The sequence below is a fragment of the Streptococcus sp. NLN64 genome (genome assembly GCF_015831295.1).
In the GTDB taxonomy this organism is placed as follows: domain Bacteria; phylum Bacillota; class Bacilli; order Lactobacillales; family Streptococcaceae; genus Streptococcus.
The window spans coordinates 1-13,631 of record NZ_JADXDQ010000047.1 but is presented as its reverse complement, the minus strand read 5'-3'; the positions used below and the strand labels follow the sequence as shown (position 1 = coordinate 13,631).

General features: G+C 46.0%; 11 protein-coding genes and 1 riboswitch. Of the genes, 10 read left to right on the top strand and 1 reads right to left on the bottom strand.

Annotated elements, in window-relative coordinates; genetic code table 11:
* The first annotated feature begins 538 nt into the window (after nt 1–538).
* The 6 genes from metK (at nt 539) to I2503_RS07210 (ending at nt 6,927) form a co-directional block, all read left to right on the top strand.
* Nucleotides 539–1,729 carry a methionine adenosyltransferase gene (gene metK / locus I2503_RS07235; protein ID WP_196967515.1) on the top strand — a complete coding sequence of 397 codons (1,191 nt, stop codon included), beginning with the start codon at nt 539–541 and terminating at the stop codon, nt 1,727–1,729.
* A gap of 153 nt (nt 1,730–1,882) precedes the next feature.
* A complete protein-coding gene (locus I2503_RS07230; protein ID WP_196967514.1) occupies nt 1,883–3,142 on the top strand; it encodes a UDP-N-acetylglucosamine 1-carboxyvinyltransferase in 1,260 nt (419 codons plus the stop codon).
* Between the two features lie 117 nt (nt 3,143–3,259).
* On the top strand, nt 3,260–3,808 hold the full coding sequence (locus tag I2503_RS07225) for a GNAT family N-acetyltransferase (protein ID WP_196967513.1): 549 nt from the start codon (nt 3,260–3,262) through the stop codon (nt 3,806–3,808).
* Nucleotides 3,801–5,078 (top strand): DRTGG domain-containing protein, encoded by a 1,278-nt coding sequence (locus I2503_RS07220; RefSeq protein WP_196967512.1) that lies wholly within the window; start codon nt 3,801–3,803, stop codon nt 5,076–5,078. The genes I2503_RS07225 and I2503_RS07220 overlap by 8 nt, the downstream gene beginning before the upstream one ends.
* Nucleotides 5,079–5,087: 9 nt before the next feature.
* Complete coding sequence (locus I2503_RS07215; protein ID WP_196967511.1) at nt 5,088–5,945, top strand: methionyl aminopeptidase; 858 nt, start codon at nt 5,088–5,090, stop codon at nt 5,943–5,945.
* An 88-nt stretch (nt 5,946–6,033) separates the two neighbouring features.
* The gene (locus tag I2503_RS07210; protein WP_196967510.1) at nt 6,034–6,927 is read left to right on the top strand and encodes a YihY/virulence factor BrkB family protein; all 894 of its coding nucleotides are present in this window, start codon (nt 6,034–6,036) and stop codon (nt 6,925–6,927) included.
* Nucleotides 6,928–6,952: 25 nt separating this feature from the next.
* Here the strand turns inward: I2503_RS07210 and I2503_RS07205 are convergent, their stop codons facing one another.
* Nucleotides 6,953–7,393: a GtrA family protein gene (locus I2503_RS07205; protein ID WP_196967509.1), complete on the bottom strand. Its 441-nt coding sequence runs from the start codon at nt 7,391–7,393 to the stop codon at nt 6,953–6,955.
* Between the two features lie 29 nt (nt 7,394–7,422).
* A riboswitch (PreQ1 riboswitch) is annotated at nt 7,423–7,517 on the top strand.
* On the opposite strand from I2503_RS07205, the gene I2503_RS07200 reads away from it, so the two are divergent.
* From I2503_RS07200 to pulA, 4 genes are all read left to right on the top strand, one after another.
* Nucleotides 7,515–8,024 carry a QueT transporter family protein gene (locus I2503_RS07200; RefSeq protein WP_196967508.1) on the top strand — a complete coding sequence of 170 codons (510 nt, stop codon included), beginning with the start codon at nt 7,515–7,517 and terminating at the stop codon, nt 8,022–8,024. (Overlaps the previous riboswitch by 3 nt.)
* Before the next feature lie 154 nt (nt 8,025–8,178).
* A complete protein-coding gene (ligA, locus tag I2503_RS07195; protein WP_196967507.1) occupies nt 8,179–10,140 on the top strand; it encodes an NAD-dependent DNA ligase LigA in 1,962 nt (653 codons plus the stop codon).
* Nucleotides 10,140–11,096, top strand: a complete 957-nt coding sequence (locus I2503_RS07190; RefSeq protein ID WP_196092026.1) for a diacylglycerol kinase family lipid kinase — start codon at nt 10,140–10,142, stop codon at nt 11,094–11,096. The genes ligA and I2503_RS07190 overlap by 1 nt, the downstream gene beginning before the upstream one ends.
* Before the next feature lie 2 nt (nt 11,097–11,098).
* A complete protein-coding gene (gene pulA, locus I2503_RS07185; protein ID WP_196967506.1) occupies nt 11,099–13,396 on the top strand; it encodes a type I pullulanase in 2,298 nt (765 codons plus the stop codon).
* Nucleotides 13,397–13,631: the final 235 nt, after the last annotated feature.

Genomic DNA, 13,631 nt, shown 5'->3' with positions numbered 1-13,631 from the left:
ACACTATTCCACAGGCAACCATACCAGTGTATGGTCCCAAGAGTTCAGCTATGGGACGCTTATCGAGTTTATTTTAGATCGTTCGGAAGGAATAAAGAAGCAGGTCTTCATACCGTAGTGGAATCATTAGCAGTTGAGAAACAACTGCTAAATGACGGAGATTTCGAGACCTTGGCTCGAAATCTAGTGATGAGACTCCGTAGGAGGCTGCTCACGTCCGCACTACCTAATATGAAGACCTGCATATTAGAAACACTAAGAACGATAAGGTGGAGATTGACTTACTGAATCATTCTATTTGAATGACATTGATATTTATGTGTTTTTGCAATTTTGCAAACTGAGATTCACGCACGTCCTAGATTTGAGACTGATTTTTCAAATTTCCGAGAATAACTTGACACATACATAGCCGCCAAATTTTTTACTTTCTGGCTATCATATGGTAGACTGGAAAAGTTAAATAGTCCCGAAAAGGTAGTCTTTGACTAGTTCTTTGTAACTTTTTAACGAATTTTAATTAAAAGGGGGACATTATATGTCTGAACGTAAATTGTTTACTTCAGAATCTGTATCAGAGGGCCATCCGGATAAGATTGCCGATCAAATCTCTGATGCCATTCTGGACGCGATTCTTGAACAGGATCCGGATGCCCATGTAGCAGCGGAAACAGCGGTCTACACTGGTTCTGTCCATGTCTTTGGCGAAATTTCGACCAAGGCCTATGTGGATATTAACCGGATAGTTCGGGATACCATTGCTGAAATTGGGTATACCAATACGGAATATGGTTTTTCTGCTGAAACGGTGGGGGTTCACCCATCCTTGGTAGAGCAATCACCTGATATTGCCCAAGGTGTTGACGCTTCCTTAGAGACTCGTCAAGGGCAAGGACAGGATCCCTTGGATCAGATCGGTGCTGGGGACCAAGGACTGATGTTTGGTTTTGCGGTGAATGAGACACCAGAGTTAATGCCATTGGCTATTTCACTTTCCCATAAGTTAGTGAAGCGTTTGGCCGATTTACGGAAGTCTGGTCAAGTTTCTTATCTGAGACCCGATGCTAAAAGTCAGGTAACAGTAGAATACGATAAGGCTGGAAAACCGGTTCGAGTGGACTCTGTCGTGATTTCAACTCAGCATGATCCAGAAGTTGCTTATGAAGATTTGGCTCAGATGGTCAAGGAGGAAGTCATTGCTCCGGTGATTCCAGCGGAACTCTTGGATGAGGAGACCCGTTACTTCATCAATCCAACCGGACGTTTCGTGATCGGAGGCCCACAAGGGGATTCCGGTTTGACCGGACGCAAAATTATTGTCGATACCTATGGAGGGGCAGCTCGTCATGGTGGAGGAGCTTTCTCTGGTAAAGATGCAACCAAGGTGGACCGTTCTGCCTCCTATGCTGCTCGCTACATTGCCAAAAACATTGTAGCCGCTGGATTGGCGGATAAAGCTGAAGTGCAATTGGCCTATGCCATCGGGGTAGCCCAGCCAGTGTCTATTCGAATTGACACTTTTGGAACGGGCAAAAAAGACGAGGCTGCTCTTGAAGCAGCAGTTCGAGCACACTTTGACTTGCGTCCAGCAGGAATTATCAAGATGTTGGATTTGAAGAAACCAATTTATAAGCAAACAGCCGCTTATGGTCACATGGGAAGAGAAGATCTCGATTTACCATGGGAACGTCTGGATAAGGTCCAAGCCCTTCAAGGTTTTTTCAATTAACAAAAAGAAACTACTGGTTTAATCGTTGCCAGTAGTTTTTTCTTGAGTTGAAAACGGAGGTCGATTTCCAAGCCTAGCAAGCTAGGTGGAAATGTGGTATAATCAAGCCAAACCGTCTGGTTTTTTTAGTAGTTTCAAGAAAGAGTCTAAAACATGAAAAAAATTGTGATTAATGGCGGGCGACCTCTTAAGGGAGAGGTGGCTGTTTCAGGTGCCAAAAATAGTGTGGTGGCCTTGATTCCAGCAATTATTTTGTCGGATGATGTGGTGACTTTAGACGGCGTGCCAGATATTTCTGACGTCGCGAGTTTGATTGATATTATGGAAGTGATGGGGGCTAAGGTCAAACGTGAAGGAGATACCTTGGAGATAGATCCTTCTGGTGTGCAATCCATGCCCATGCCTTATGGAAAAATCAATTCGCTTCGGGCGTCCTACTATTTTTATGGTTCTTTGTTAGGTCGCTTCGGAGAGGCGACTGTCGGTTTGCCTGGAGGCTGTGACCTTGGTCCTCGGCCTATTGATCTCCATCTGAAGGCATTTGAAGCCATGGGGGCCCGGATGACTTATGAAGGAAACTCCATGCATTTGACAACGGATGGTCAGGGAATTCATGGAGCTACGATTTACATGGATACGGTCTCGGTGGGGGCTACTATTAATACGATGCTAGCAGCTGTCAAAGCAAATGGGAAGACCGTTATTGAAAATGCGGCGCGTGAGCCTGAGATTATCGATGTGGCGACCCTTCTCAACAATATGGGAGCCCATGTTCGGGGGGCAGGGACAGATGTCATCACCATTGAAGGAGTGGAACGCCTCCATGGCACTCGTCACCAGGTGATTCCAGATCGGATTGAAGCGGGGAGCTATATCGCCATGGCAGCTGCCGTTGGGGAAGGGGTAAAAATTACCAATGTTCTCTATGAGCATTTGGAAGGTTTTATTGCCAAGTTGGAAGAAATGGGGGTTCGTATGACTATTTCTGAAGATAGTGTCTTCGTCGAGAAACAAGACAGCCTCAAAGCGATTCATATTAAAACAGCCCCTTATCCTGGTTTTGCGACGGACTTGCAACAACCCATCACTCCTTTGCTGTTGAAAGCTGAGGGCCGTGGTTTAATCATGGATACCATCTATGAAAAGCGGGTCAACCATGTGCCAGAATTGGCCCGAATGGGAGCGACGATTACAACTGTTGGGAATCAGATTAGTTACGAAGGTCCCAATCAATTGCATGGCGCTCCGGTAAAAGCTACGGATTTACGTGCAGGTGCCGCGCTTGTGATAGCTGGTTTGATGGCTCAAGGGCAGACTGAAATTACCAATGTCGAATTTATCTTACGTGGCTATTCGAACATTATTGAAAAATTGCGGAACTTAGGTGCTTCTATCGAATTAGTGGAAGAATAAATCCTAAGTAAGAGACCAATAGGCCTGAACTTCCATCGTTACAGGTGTAACCAATGAATGTGATGAGGGCAGGGCGCATGTCCTAGCTCTTTTCTTTTGGACCAAGGAGGCGCCAATGTGACTATTTGGACTCATTTAGCCCAACACTCTTTTGAAGAGACGCCCCGCCTGTTTTTGCGCCCCCCTCTCATAACGGACTTGTCCGCTTTTCATGAGTTGGCTAGCGATCCACAAAATGTAACCTACATTTTTCCAGCTCAGGCAAGTAGGGAAGAGAGTCTCCATTTATGGACCCATGCTTTTCTTAAACATCCACTTGGGACTTGGGTTTTGGAGGATCCTCATGAGCATCGGCTAATAGGGGTTATTCGTTTGGAAAAAATCCAAGAATCGCTAAGGCAGGCAGAAGTTGGCTATTTTTTACATAAAAAGTATTGGGGTCAGAGCCTGATGGCGGAAGCTTTAAGTCACCTTTGTCAGATCTTGCTGGAATCAGGTGGCTTGGAATCCCTGAGTCTTCAGGTACACTTGGAAAATACGGCCAGCCAGCGGGTGGCCCAGAAAGCCGGCTTTGAACTTTTACGCCAATTCAAAGGTAGTGATCGCTATAGTCGGAAAATGCGGGACTACTTAGAATTCCGACGAAAGCGAGGACGCTATGAGTAAGCATCAGGAAGTCTTAGATTATTTAGAATCTATGGCGGTTGGCCGCAAGGTCAGTGTTCGTAGTGTGGCAAATTTCCTTGGAATTAGTGAGGGAACCGCCTACAGGGCTATCAAGGAGGCCCAGGCACGGGGCTGGGTAGAAACACGGCCTCGAAGTGGGACTGTCAGAGTGGCACCACGAGAGGAAAGCCAGACACCCCTAACCTATGCGGAAATTGTGGAGGTCACCCAAGCAAGAGTTTTAGCAGGAGAGGCAGGTTTACAGAAGGAATTCTCAGCCTTTAGTATTGGAGCCATGTCCAGGGAGAATGTGGTCACACATTTGAAGGATGGCGGCTTAGTAATCGTCGGGGATCGGACCTCAGTTCAGCGTTTGGCCTTGCACCATGATTGTGCGGTTTTAGTAACCGGAGGGTTTCCTGTGACTGAAGAGATTCTTGCCTTGGCGAATTCCCTATCCATTCCCATTCTATCAAGTGGGGAAGATACCTATCAGGTGGCTAGTCAGATTTCCCAAGCGGTTTCCCAGCGGCAAGTCAAGGCCCACATTATGACCGTCGCGGATGGTTACCGGTCGAGTGATATTTATGGAGTATTGACCGATCAGGATTTAGTCAGAGATTTCTTGGCCATGGTTCAGAAGAAGCATTTTTCGTCCTTTCCTATCGTCAACGGGACTGGACAATACCTTGGTGTGGTCAGGCTGCAGGATATAGGTGGTCAGGCTGGTAGTGTGGTTTTGGAATCGGTGTTGACGAATAGCCTTTTACCGGTGACAGCCTATACGAGTTTGGCCGTGGCCCAACGGAAGATGATGGACCAGGGAGCAGAGCTTTTGCCGGTTGTAGATGACGAAAATCAACTTTTAGGAGTTCTGACCCGAGAGGATGTAATTGCCCTTTTGTCACAGGAAGGGACCCAGTTAAAGGCTACATTTTCCGAGCAGGTTCGCCCGCACCTGGAGAAGCTAGGTTCGGACTACCGCTTGCGGGTAGACCCATCGCTTTTGGATGAGCAGGGGAGTCTGGCTGCGGGAGTCTTGACTGAGGTTGCCCTGCAGGTCTCTAAGAAAGAATTGGCGCTAGCCGGCTCTGGATTCTTTCTGACTTCAGCTTCGGTCCATGTTTTTCAGACCATAGAAGTGGAAGAGGAGTTGCTTGTGGTGGTCCGCCTCTTGCACCAAAGTCGGTCTAGTCGCGTTTTACAATTATTATTTAAGGAAAATGAGCAGGCAGTTGCTCAAGTTACAATAGAAATTACAGTTCAATGAGGAGAGAAGATGATTACCTTAAAATCACAGCGAGAAATTGAGTTAATGAAGGCGAGTGGGGAGTTCTTGGCGAGCGTACATCGTGGTTTGAGAGATATGATTAAGCCAGGAATTGATATGTGGGAAATTGAGGAGTATGTCCGTCGCCGTTGCAAGGAAGACAATGCGCTGCCTTTGCAAATTGGGGTTGAGGGGCATTTAATGGACTATCCTTATGCAACTTGTTGTTCATTGAACGATGAAGTGGCCCATGCTTTCCCTCGTCATCAAACATTAAAGAATGGCGACTTGATCAAGGTGGATATGGTCGTTGGCTTAGTCGATAAGGCTGAGTTGGATGTTTCCAAGTTGGATTTTGATGATGTACCAACAATGCGTCGTTTGTCTGAAGATTTCCGTGGAGGGGTAGCAGATTCCTGTTGGGCATATGCCGTTGGGGAGGTTACACCAGCAGTTCAAGAGCTGATGGACGTCACCAAGGAGTGCTTGTACCGTGGAATCGCGGCTGCTCAAGTTGGCAATCGCTTAGGTGACATCGGAGCTGCGATTCAAGCATACGCTGAGAGCAAAGGTTACGGTGTGGTTCGAGATTTGGTAGGGCATGGAGTCGGTCCAACCATGCACGAAGAGCCCAACGTGCCCCATTATGGTCGAGCTGGTCGTGGTCTCCGACTCAAAGAGGGGATGGTTCTAACCATTGAGCCTATGATTAACCAAGGTACTTGGGAAATCGATACTGATATGAAAACGGGTTGGGCCCACAAAACCCTTGATGGTAGCTGGTCTTGCCAATATGAACACCAGTTCGTGATTACCAAGGATGGGCCTGTTATTTTGACGAGTCAAGGGGAAGAAGGAACTTATTAAGATTACCGATTATGGCTAGACTAGATTAAAGGATGATGGAAGTTTGTGACTTGATCAGTTAGGGGCGCTATCGGTAGAGGTAAAAAAAATGAAACAACAACTGCATGCACTCCTAGACTGGGGGAAGAGCTTACTTCAAGGACCATGGTTGCAAGCGGGAATCCGCTTTTATGGTCAGGCGGAGAGTCAAGTAATGGCTATCGCCATTGCCTACTATTTGATGCTCTCCCTGATTCCATTTTTTCTGATAGTGGCCAACCTTTTACCCTACCTGCCGATTGATAGTGGAGATATATTGTCTTATCTTGAAGCCTGGGTTCCAGAGAGTCTCTATCCCTCTTTAGCCCAAGTGGTAGAGGGAGTCCTCTCAAAACCATCGACTGGTTTTTGGAGTATAGCCCTGATCTCGGCTTTCTGGACTCTGTCTTCAGCTATGTGGATGGTCGAGCAAAGTTTCAATAAGGTTTACGGGGTGGAGAAGCGAACCAGTTATCTAGTGTCGCGGATACTGAGTTTAGTCATGGGAGTCCTCTTACAATTAGTAATCCTTTTCTTAAGCTTTCTTTCTCTCTTTAGCAGTTACCTGTTGGAGATGTTGAAGAGCTTCTTGAATTTAGATTATTTGCCCTTAGAGGACCTCATTCGAGGCCTCAGTAACTGGAGCTTTGTTCCTCTGCTAATATTGCTTTTCTTTCTCTATTTCAGTTTGCCCAATGTTCGGATTACACGTATCCGTTATACCCTTCCGGGGATTCTTTTAGTCACTGGCTTTTTCTACGTCTTTAATGGCTTGATTAACCAATATTTGATTCGGTACATGGGCCGCTTTACAGATTATCGATTGGTCGGTTCTGTTGTCCTCTTCGCTGTTATTTTTTGGTTCGTTTTAGTAGGGCGGATTTTAATTATTGGCGCCGTATTAAACGCCTCCTATCAATTTGTGCAGGAAGGCGATTTTGAGAGTAAATCATATCTAAAATAAAAAAAAGAGGCTGGGACGAAATATCCTAGCCTTTCTTGTTGGTAAAAACAAATAGTTTGCTTAGCACGTAATTGAGAACAATAATGAAGACCTGAGAGAAGAGCGCCACAATGGCATTGACAGCTTGGAGGTCCTGGTTCACAAATTGTCCAATAATCCCCGGAAAGAGGGTCACGAAGAAGTAGCTCAAAGCAATGTCCAAAATCAAGGTGCCTAAGCGGGCCATGAAAAATTTGACTAAGCGCTGCCAGCGACCATCCTTGGCTTGCTGAAAAACAAAGAGATCGTTGGTGATAAAAGCAAAGAGAATCGTCAAAATATTGGCTACCGCTGTAGACAAGACCGCAGCTTGGGTTAAATAAAAGAAACTTGTCCGTAATATCAGGTAGACGACTGTCGCCAGAACTCCAAAAAAGAGATAGGACAAAACTTCGTTGTTAAAAAATTTTTTTAGTAATGCTTTCATAAATGTTAGTCTACCACAAAGACAGAAATTGTGCTATACTTGGGGAGTTGTGGAACAACCCTTGACGCTTCCTTCTTTCGTCAAGCATATTATAAGCGGTGGAGCCGCTAAAGGAGTTTTTATGAAATCTTTGACAACCCGAGATTGGGCTCAGATGTCCCTAGTTGCAGCACTCTATGTTCTCTTAACGGTCTTGCCCCCCTTTAATGCGTTGAGCTATGGGGCCTACCAGTTGCGTTTATCAGAGATGCTGAATTTTTTTGCTTTTTTGCATCCCAAGTATATTTTGTCTTTGACTGTTGGGTGTATGTTGGCCAATTTCTATAGTTTTGGAATGATTGATGTTTTCGTTGGTGGAGGTTCGACCTTGGTCTTTGTCTCATTAGGGGTCTATTTATTTAGATCCTGGGTTGGGAAGGGGAAAATTTTTGGCCTCTTTGATCGGGGTTATTTTGCATTTGCCCTATTCTTTGCCACTTCCATGATAACAATTGCGTTGGAATTACACCTTTTGCAAGGCTTACCTCTTTTCTTGACTTGGTTTACGACTGCAGTTGGAGAATTCGTTTCACTCTTGCTTGGAGCTGTCCTTTTCCAAAACTTGGAAAAACGTCTGCAGACCTTTTTTTAATCCACTAGTTGGTAGGTCGGCGCTTTCCTTTAAAAACCTGGTACTGGATTAGCTTGCTTAGCTTTACGGACTGAAGAATAAAAAGACTGATAAACGGATAGTTGTCAGTCTTTTTTGCACGAAAAAAGGCAAGGATTTGTGATAAAATTGAACTATGAAAGATAGAATGACTGAATTGGTCCAAGAGCTTAATCACTATGCTCAGGCCTATTATGAAAAGGATCAACCGCTGGTAACGGATTCCGAATACGACCGGCTTTATCGAGAGTTACAAGAACTGGAGGCCCAGCACCCGGACTTGGTTTTGGCAGATAGTCCAAGCCATCGTGTAGGAGGGAAAGTTTTAGAGGGATTTAATAAGTACCAGCATGCTTATCCGCTTTTTAGTTTGCAGGACGCCTTTAGTTATGAAGAGTTGGTAGAATTTGATCAACGGGTCCGTAAAGAGTTTTCGAAAGCCGCCTATGTTTGTGAAATGAAGATTGACGGCCTCTCTATTTCTCTGACTTATGAGAATGGCATCTTGGTCGCGGGAGCTACTCGAGGGGATGGTCAAGTTGGTGAGGATATTACTGAAAATCTTCGCCGCGTTCAGGATTTGCCGCTCCGTTTGAAGGAAGCTGTAGATATCACAGTACGTGGTGAGTGTTACATGCCCAAGGCAGCTTTCCAGGCCCTTAATGAGGAACGGGAGCAAGAGGGGGCTTCCAGCTTCGCCAATCCACGAAATGCCGCGGCTGGAACGTTGCGACAATTGGATACGGGAGTCGTTGCCAAACGTCAATTGGCTACCTTTTTGTATCAGGTGGCTGGTCCTTGGACTGCTAGGACTCAGGAAGCTGTCTTGGTGGATTTAGAAGCCTTGGGCTTTGAGGTGAACCCCCTTCGTAGAACCCTGACAAGTATTGAAGCAGTCTGGGAGTTTATCCAAGAAATCCAGGATAAGCGGGAATCATTACCGTATGAGATTGATGGAATGGTCATTAAGGTGGATGATTTGTCCATGCAAGAAGAGCTAGGGTTCACTGTCAAGTATCCTAAGTGGGCCATCGCCTATAAGTTCCCTGCAGAAGAAAAGGAGGCCCGTCTGCTTTCAGTGGACTGGACAGTGGGTCGGACGGGTGTGGTAACCCCTACGGCCAACCTTAGTCCGGTCCAGCTGGCTGGGACAACTGTTAGCCGCGCAACACTTCATAATCGAGATTATATCCTGGAAAAAAACATTCATGAAGGGGATACCGTGGTCGTCTACAAGGCCGGTGACATCATACCCGCAGTATCTCACGTGGTCCAAGCAGCCCGTCCAGAAGGAAGCCAACCTTTGGCGATTCCGAGTCACTGTCCAAGCTGTGGATCTGAATTGGAGCAGCTTAAGGATGAAGTTGCTTTGCGTTGTGTCAACGCCCAGTGTCCGGCACAGTTCCGTGAGCGCCTGGTTCATTTTGCCAGCCGTGCGGCCATGAATATCCAAGGGCTTGGTCCCTCCATGATTGATAAGCTCTATGAGGCGAAATTCATTAAGCACGTATCTGACCTTTATCGGTTGGACCTAGATATGCTTCTGACCTTGGATGGGGTCCAAGAAAAGTCAAGCCAGAAATTACTCGATGCCCTAAGTTTATCGAAACAGAATTCAGCTGACCGTCTACTTTTTGGACTGGGGATTCGATTTGTTGGGGCTAAAGCTAGTCGCCTTTTATTGGAAAAATTTGAAAATCTCAAGGTATTAAGCCAAGCGAGTGAAGAAGAAATGGTGCAAATTGATGGTATTGGCCCATCGGTAGCGCAAAGCTTGGGTCACTATTTTGAGCATCCAGAGGCTCAGCAGTTGCTCGATGAGTTGGCGGATGTGGGCATGAATCTGGACTACCTGGGACAAAAAACGGTTACGGATGGGCTTTTGTCCGGTCAAACTGTGGTTTTAACAGGAAAGCTCAGTCGAATGAAACGGGCAGAAGCTAAAGCTAAGTTAGAGTCTTTGGGGGCGAAGGTAACTGGGTCTGTCTCCAAGAAGACCAGTTTGGTTGTGGCTGGAGAGGATGCTGGAAGCAAGTTAACCAAGGCTCAGGAATTGGGAATTCCAGTTCAGGATGAAGCCTGGTTGGAGGAATTGTAATGGTAGAAGAAAGACAAAGAGCTCGGTTGATTTACAATCCGACCTCTGGGCAGGAAATCATGAAACGCTATATTGCAGATGTACTGGATGTCCTTGAAGACATCGGGTATGAAACCTCCGCCTACCAAACCACCCCCCTGCCATTTTCAGCTCAAAAGGAAGCTGAAAGAGCAGCGCGTGCAGGTTTTGATTTAGTGATTGCTGCGGGGGGAGATGGGACTATCAATGAGGTTGTAAATGGAATTGCCCATCTGGCTAAGCGACCCCGAATGGCTTTTATTCCTGTCGGGACTACCAATGACTATGCCAGGGCCTTGAAAATTCCTATGGGGGATCCAGTAGCAGCAGCCAAGGTTATTGCACAGAAGCAGTTGGTTGAAATGGATATTGGCCGAGCTTATGGCGATAAACATTTTATCAATATTGCTGCTGCAGGTACCTTGTCGGAGCTGACCTATAGTGTTCCGAGTAATATCAAGACTCGGCTGGGCTATTTGGCCTATGTCGCTAAGGGAGCGGAAATGTTGCCGCGGTCAAAGTCTCGGAAGGTACGATTGGAACATGACCAAGGTGTTTTTGAAGGCAAGGTTTCCTTGATTTTTGTAGCCTTAACCAATTCAATTGCCGGCTTTGAAAAGCTGGCTCCTGACGCAAAGTTGGATGATGGGAATTTTACCGTCATCGTTGTCAAAACGGATCGGATTTTTGATATGATGTCACTCATAATCCAAGCGATCAATGGTGGGCAGCATGTTTCAGATCCCAATGTGATCTATATAAAAAGTAAAGAAATTAAGTTGGAAGTTCTTGAAGGGGATCAGCAGTTCATGCTCAACTTAGATGGAGAGTATGGAGGTGATACTCCAGTCCATTTGGAAGTACTTCCCAACCACTTAGAATTTTATGCCAATGTTGATGAAATTTCTGATGAAGCATTAACGGGCGATAGAGGATAAAAATGATAGAATACCGTGTTTTGATTCACTACCACAGCCAGGAGGGGCGCTATGCTGGCGCTAATTTGTGGCAGTGGAAGGATGGGGATTTGGGGAAGGAAGTCTCCTTCACGACCTATGATTATTTTGGGATGACGACTGAACTTACATACCATAGTCAAGGCCCTTTATCCAATGCTAAGTTTTTGATCAAGGCTCAAGACTGGTCCTGGCAGTCCAGGGATTTTGAAGTACAACTCTTACCTGTTAATCTTCGTACCGAGGTTTGGGTCATTGAGGGGGATGATACCCTTTATTATTCCAAGCAAGCAGCTATGGCTAGTCCGCGTTTTCGTTACCGCAATCCCCACGCCTTTGATATGGCTAATCATGCTCAGGGCTTTGATCAATACTGGGCTTATCAGGGCTGGCTGGGGTCTCGTTATGAGTCGGAAGCTTCCTTTTTTAAAGTTTGGGCACCGACTGCTAAACAGGTTGACCTAGTGGTTTACACCTCTGCTGCTAATGATGCACCGGTTTGGAAGATTTATCCTATGGAGCGTGGGAGTGTAGCTTCTACAGATCACGCCAAAAATGATATTGGGGTTTGGTATGCGCGTGTGACTACAGACATTCGTGGCCTAGCCTATCAATACCATGTTTACCAGGACTTTGATGATCGGTTGACCAGGGATCCCTATGCCCAGGCTGCCACAGAAGACGGTTTACGTTCAGTCCTTCTAGCAGAGGAAGATCGAGCTATTCCTAATTTTATCTTAGGGGATCAACGGGAAGCGACTTGGCGGATCGACCAGCCAACCAAGGCGGTCATCTATGAAATGCACGTGCGCGATTTAACAAAGTCACCGACATCAGGTGTGCCAGCCAGCTTACGGGGCACTTACTTGGGGGCTGCCTATCCAGGAGCCCAGACGGAGTCTGGCCAGGCGACTGGGCTTGATTATATTAAGAGGTTGGGTGTAAACTATGTTCAACTACAGCCCATTGCAGATCGCTTTAAGCAGTATGATTCAAATGGGCAAGTGCTCTATAATTGGGGGTATGATCCGCAGAACTATAATGTGCCAGAGTCCAGTCTGTCCAATCATTCCCATTCCCCAGCTCAGGTGATTCGGGATCTTAAAACCATGATTAAAACGTATCATGATGCTGGCATTGGGGTCATTTTGGATGTGGTTTATAACCATGTTTACTCTACTCATAATAGTCCCTTCCAGGATCTGGTGCCAGACTATTATTTTCGAATGGCTCCTGACGGATCTTTCGAAAATGGAACGGGTGTCGGTAGTGAGACTGCCAGCGAACACGCCATGTTTCGAAAATATATGTTAGACTCGTTACGGTATTGGGTGGAGGAGTATCAGGTCGACGGCTTCCGCTTTGATTTGATGGGAATTCACGATGTGGAAACCATGAATCAGATTCGCCAAGCGATGGACGAGATCGACCCTCGCATTCTACTCTATGGTGAAGGTTGGGATATGGGCACTGTCCTTAGACCAGAAGAGAAAGCTAAGAAAGACAATGCATTTTTGATGCCAAGAATCGGTTTCTTTAATGATGATCAGCGCGACGCTTTGAAGGGATCAGAAGTTTTTGGCCATTTAAAAGCTGGATTTGTGAGTGGCCAAGGCAGTGATCATCAAGTTGTTCAAGCCTTCAAGGCCAGTCGCAACTTGGGAAGCTATCTAACTCCTTCTCAGGTCTTAAATTATGTACAAGCTCATGACAACTACAATCTTCACGATCTTTTGCAGGAACTTCATCCAGGTGAAGATGTGGCTATTCGGTGGCGACGCCAGGAGTTAGCTACCGTTCTAAATCTCCTGATGCCTGGTATGACCTTCATGGAAGCCGGTCAGGAATTTGGTCGGACCAAACTTCGGGCTACTGGGCCAGACGGGCAGGTAACCCAAGATGATAAAGAACGAGCCATGAATTCCTACAACGCCCCAGATGCAGTCAATCAAATTGATTGGAGCCGCCTAGACCATGTCGGTCCTGCCCTGGATCGCATCCAAACTCTAATTGCACTCAAAGAAACCGAAAGCAATTTCAGTCCTTCCACTTATGAAGAAGTAGAGGAAAGATTGGTCTTTGGACCAATCCAAGAAGGTGCGGGACGATTAGAAGTGACTTTCCTTGGAAGTCAAAAAGACTACCGCCTTTATCTAACGGTGAAAGAACCGATGCCTCTTGAAAAACTAGAGGAGTGGAATTTGGTTGTCAGCAACCAAATTAGCCTTGAAACGGGCAACCTAGAGCCACTACACTATGCTCTTTTTGAAAAAATCGTATAAAAATAGCCCCCGAATTTGAATGAATCGGGGGTTTTTGATACTCGAAACAGTTCGAAATCTGAAAAGGCAATCCGATGAAGACAGAACTTAGGGTTCGGCGAAGAGGATTATACTCTTTTAGTTTATCTTTTATTACTGTGTTAGCTCGTCTTGCCGTACTTCAGTACTGTCTACGACTCGCTGCCTTGTACTAAAAGTAAACTAAAACTCCAAGCAGGCTTCGCCTGCTAACTCA

Excerpts from the sequence above, each read along its gene's own strand:
- metK (WP_196967515.1), top strand. The coding sequence starts at position 539 with ATGTCTGAACGTAAATTGTTTACTTCAGAATCTGTATCAGAGGGCCAT.
- I2503_RS07230 (WP_196967514.1), top strand. The coding sequence starts at position 1,883 with ATGAAAAAAATTGTGATTAATGGCGGGCGACCTCTTAAGGGAGAGGTG.
- I2503_RS07220 (WP_196967512.1), top strand. The coding sequence starts at position 3,801 with ATGAGTAAGCATCAGGAAGTCTTAGATTATTTAGAATCTATGGCGGTT.
- I2503_RS07215 (WP_196967511.1), top strand. The coding sequence starts at position 5,088 with ATGATTACCTTAAAATCACAGCGAGAAATTGAGTTAATGAAGGCGAGT.
- I2503_RS07210 (WP_196967510.1), top strand. The coding sequence starts at position 6,034 with ATGAAACAACAACTGCATGCACTCCTAGACTGGGGGAAGAGCTTACTT.
- I2503_RS07205 (WP_196967509.1), bottom strand. The coding sequence starts at position 7,393 with ATGAAAGCATTACTAAAAAAATTTTTTAACAACGAAGTTTTGTCCTAT.
- I2503_RS07200 (WP_196967508.1), top strand. The coding sequence starts at position 7,515 with ATGAAATCTTTGACAACCCGAGATTGGGCTCAGATGTCCCTAGTTGCA.
- ligA (WP_196967507.1), top strand. The coding sequence starts at position 8,179 with ATGAAAGATAGAATGACTGAATTGGTCCAAGAGCTTAATCACTATGCT.
- I2503_RS07190 (WP_196092026.1), top strand. The coding sequence starts at position 10,140 with ATGGTAGAAGAAAGACAAAGAGCTCGGTTGATTTACAATCCGACCTCT.
- pulA (WP_196967506.1), top strand. The coding sequence starts at position 11,099 with ATGATAGAATACCGTGTTTTGATTCACTACCACAGCCAGGAGGGGCGC.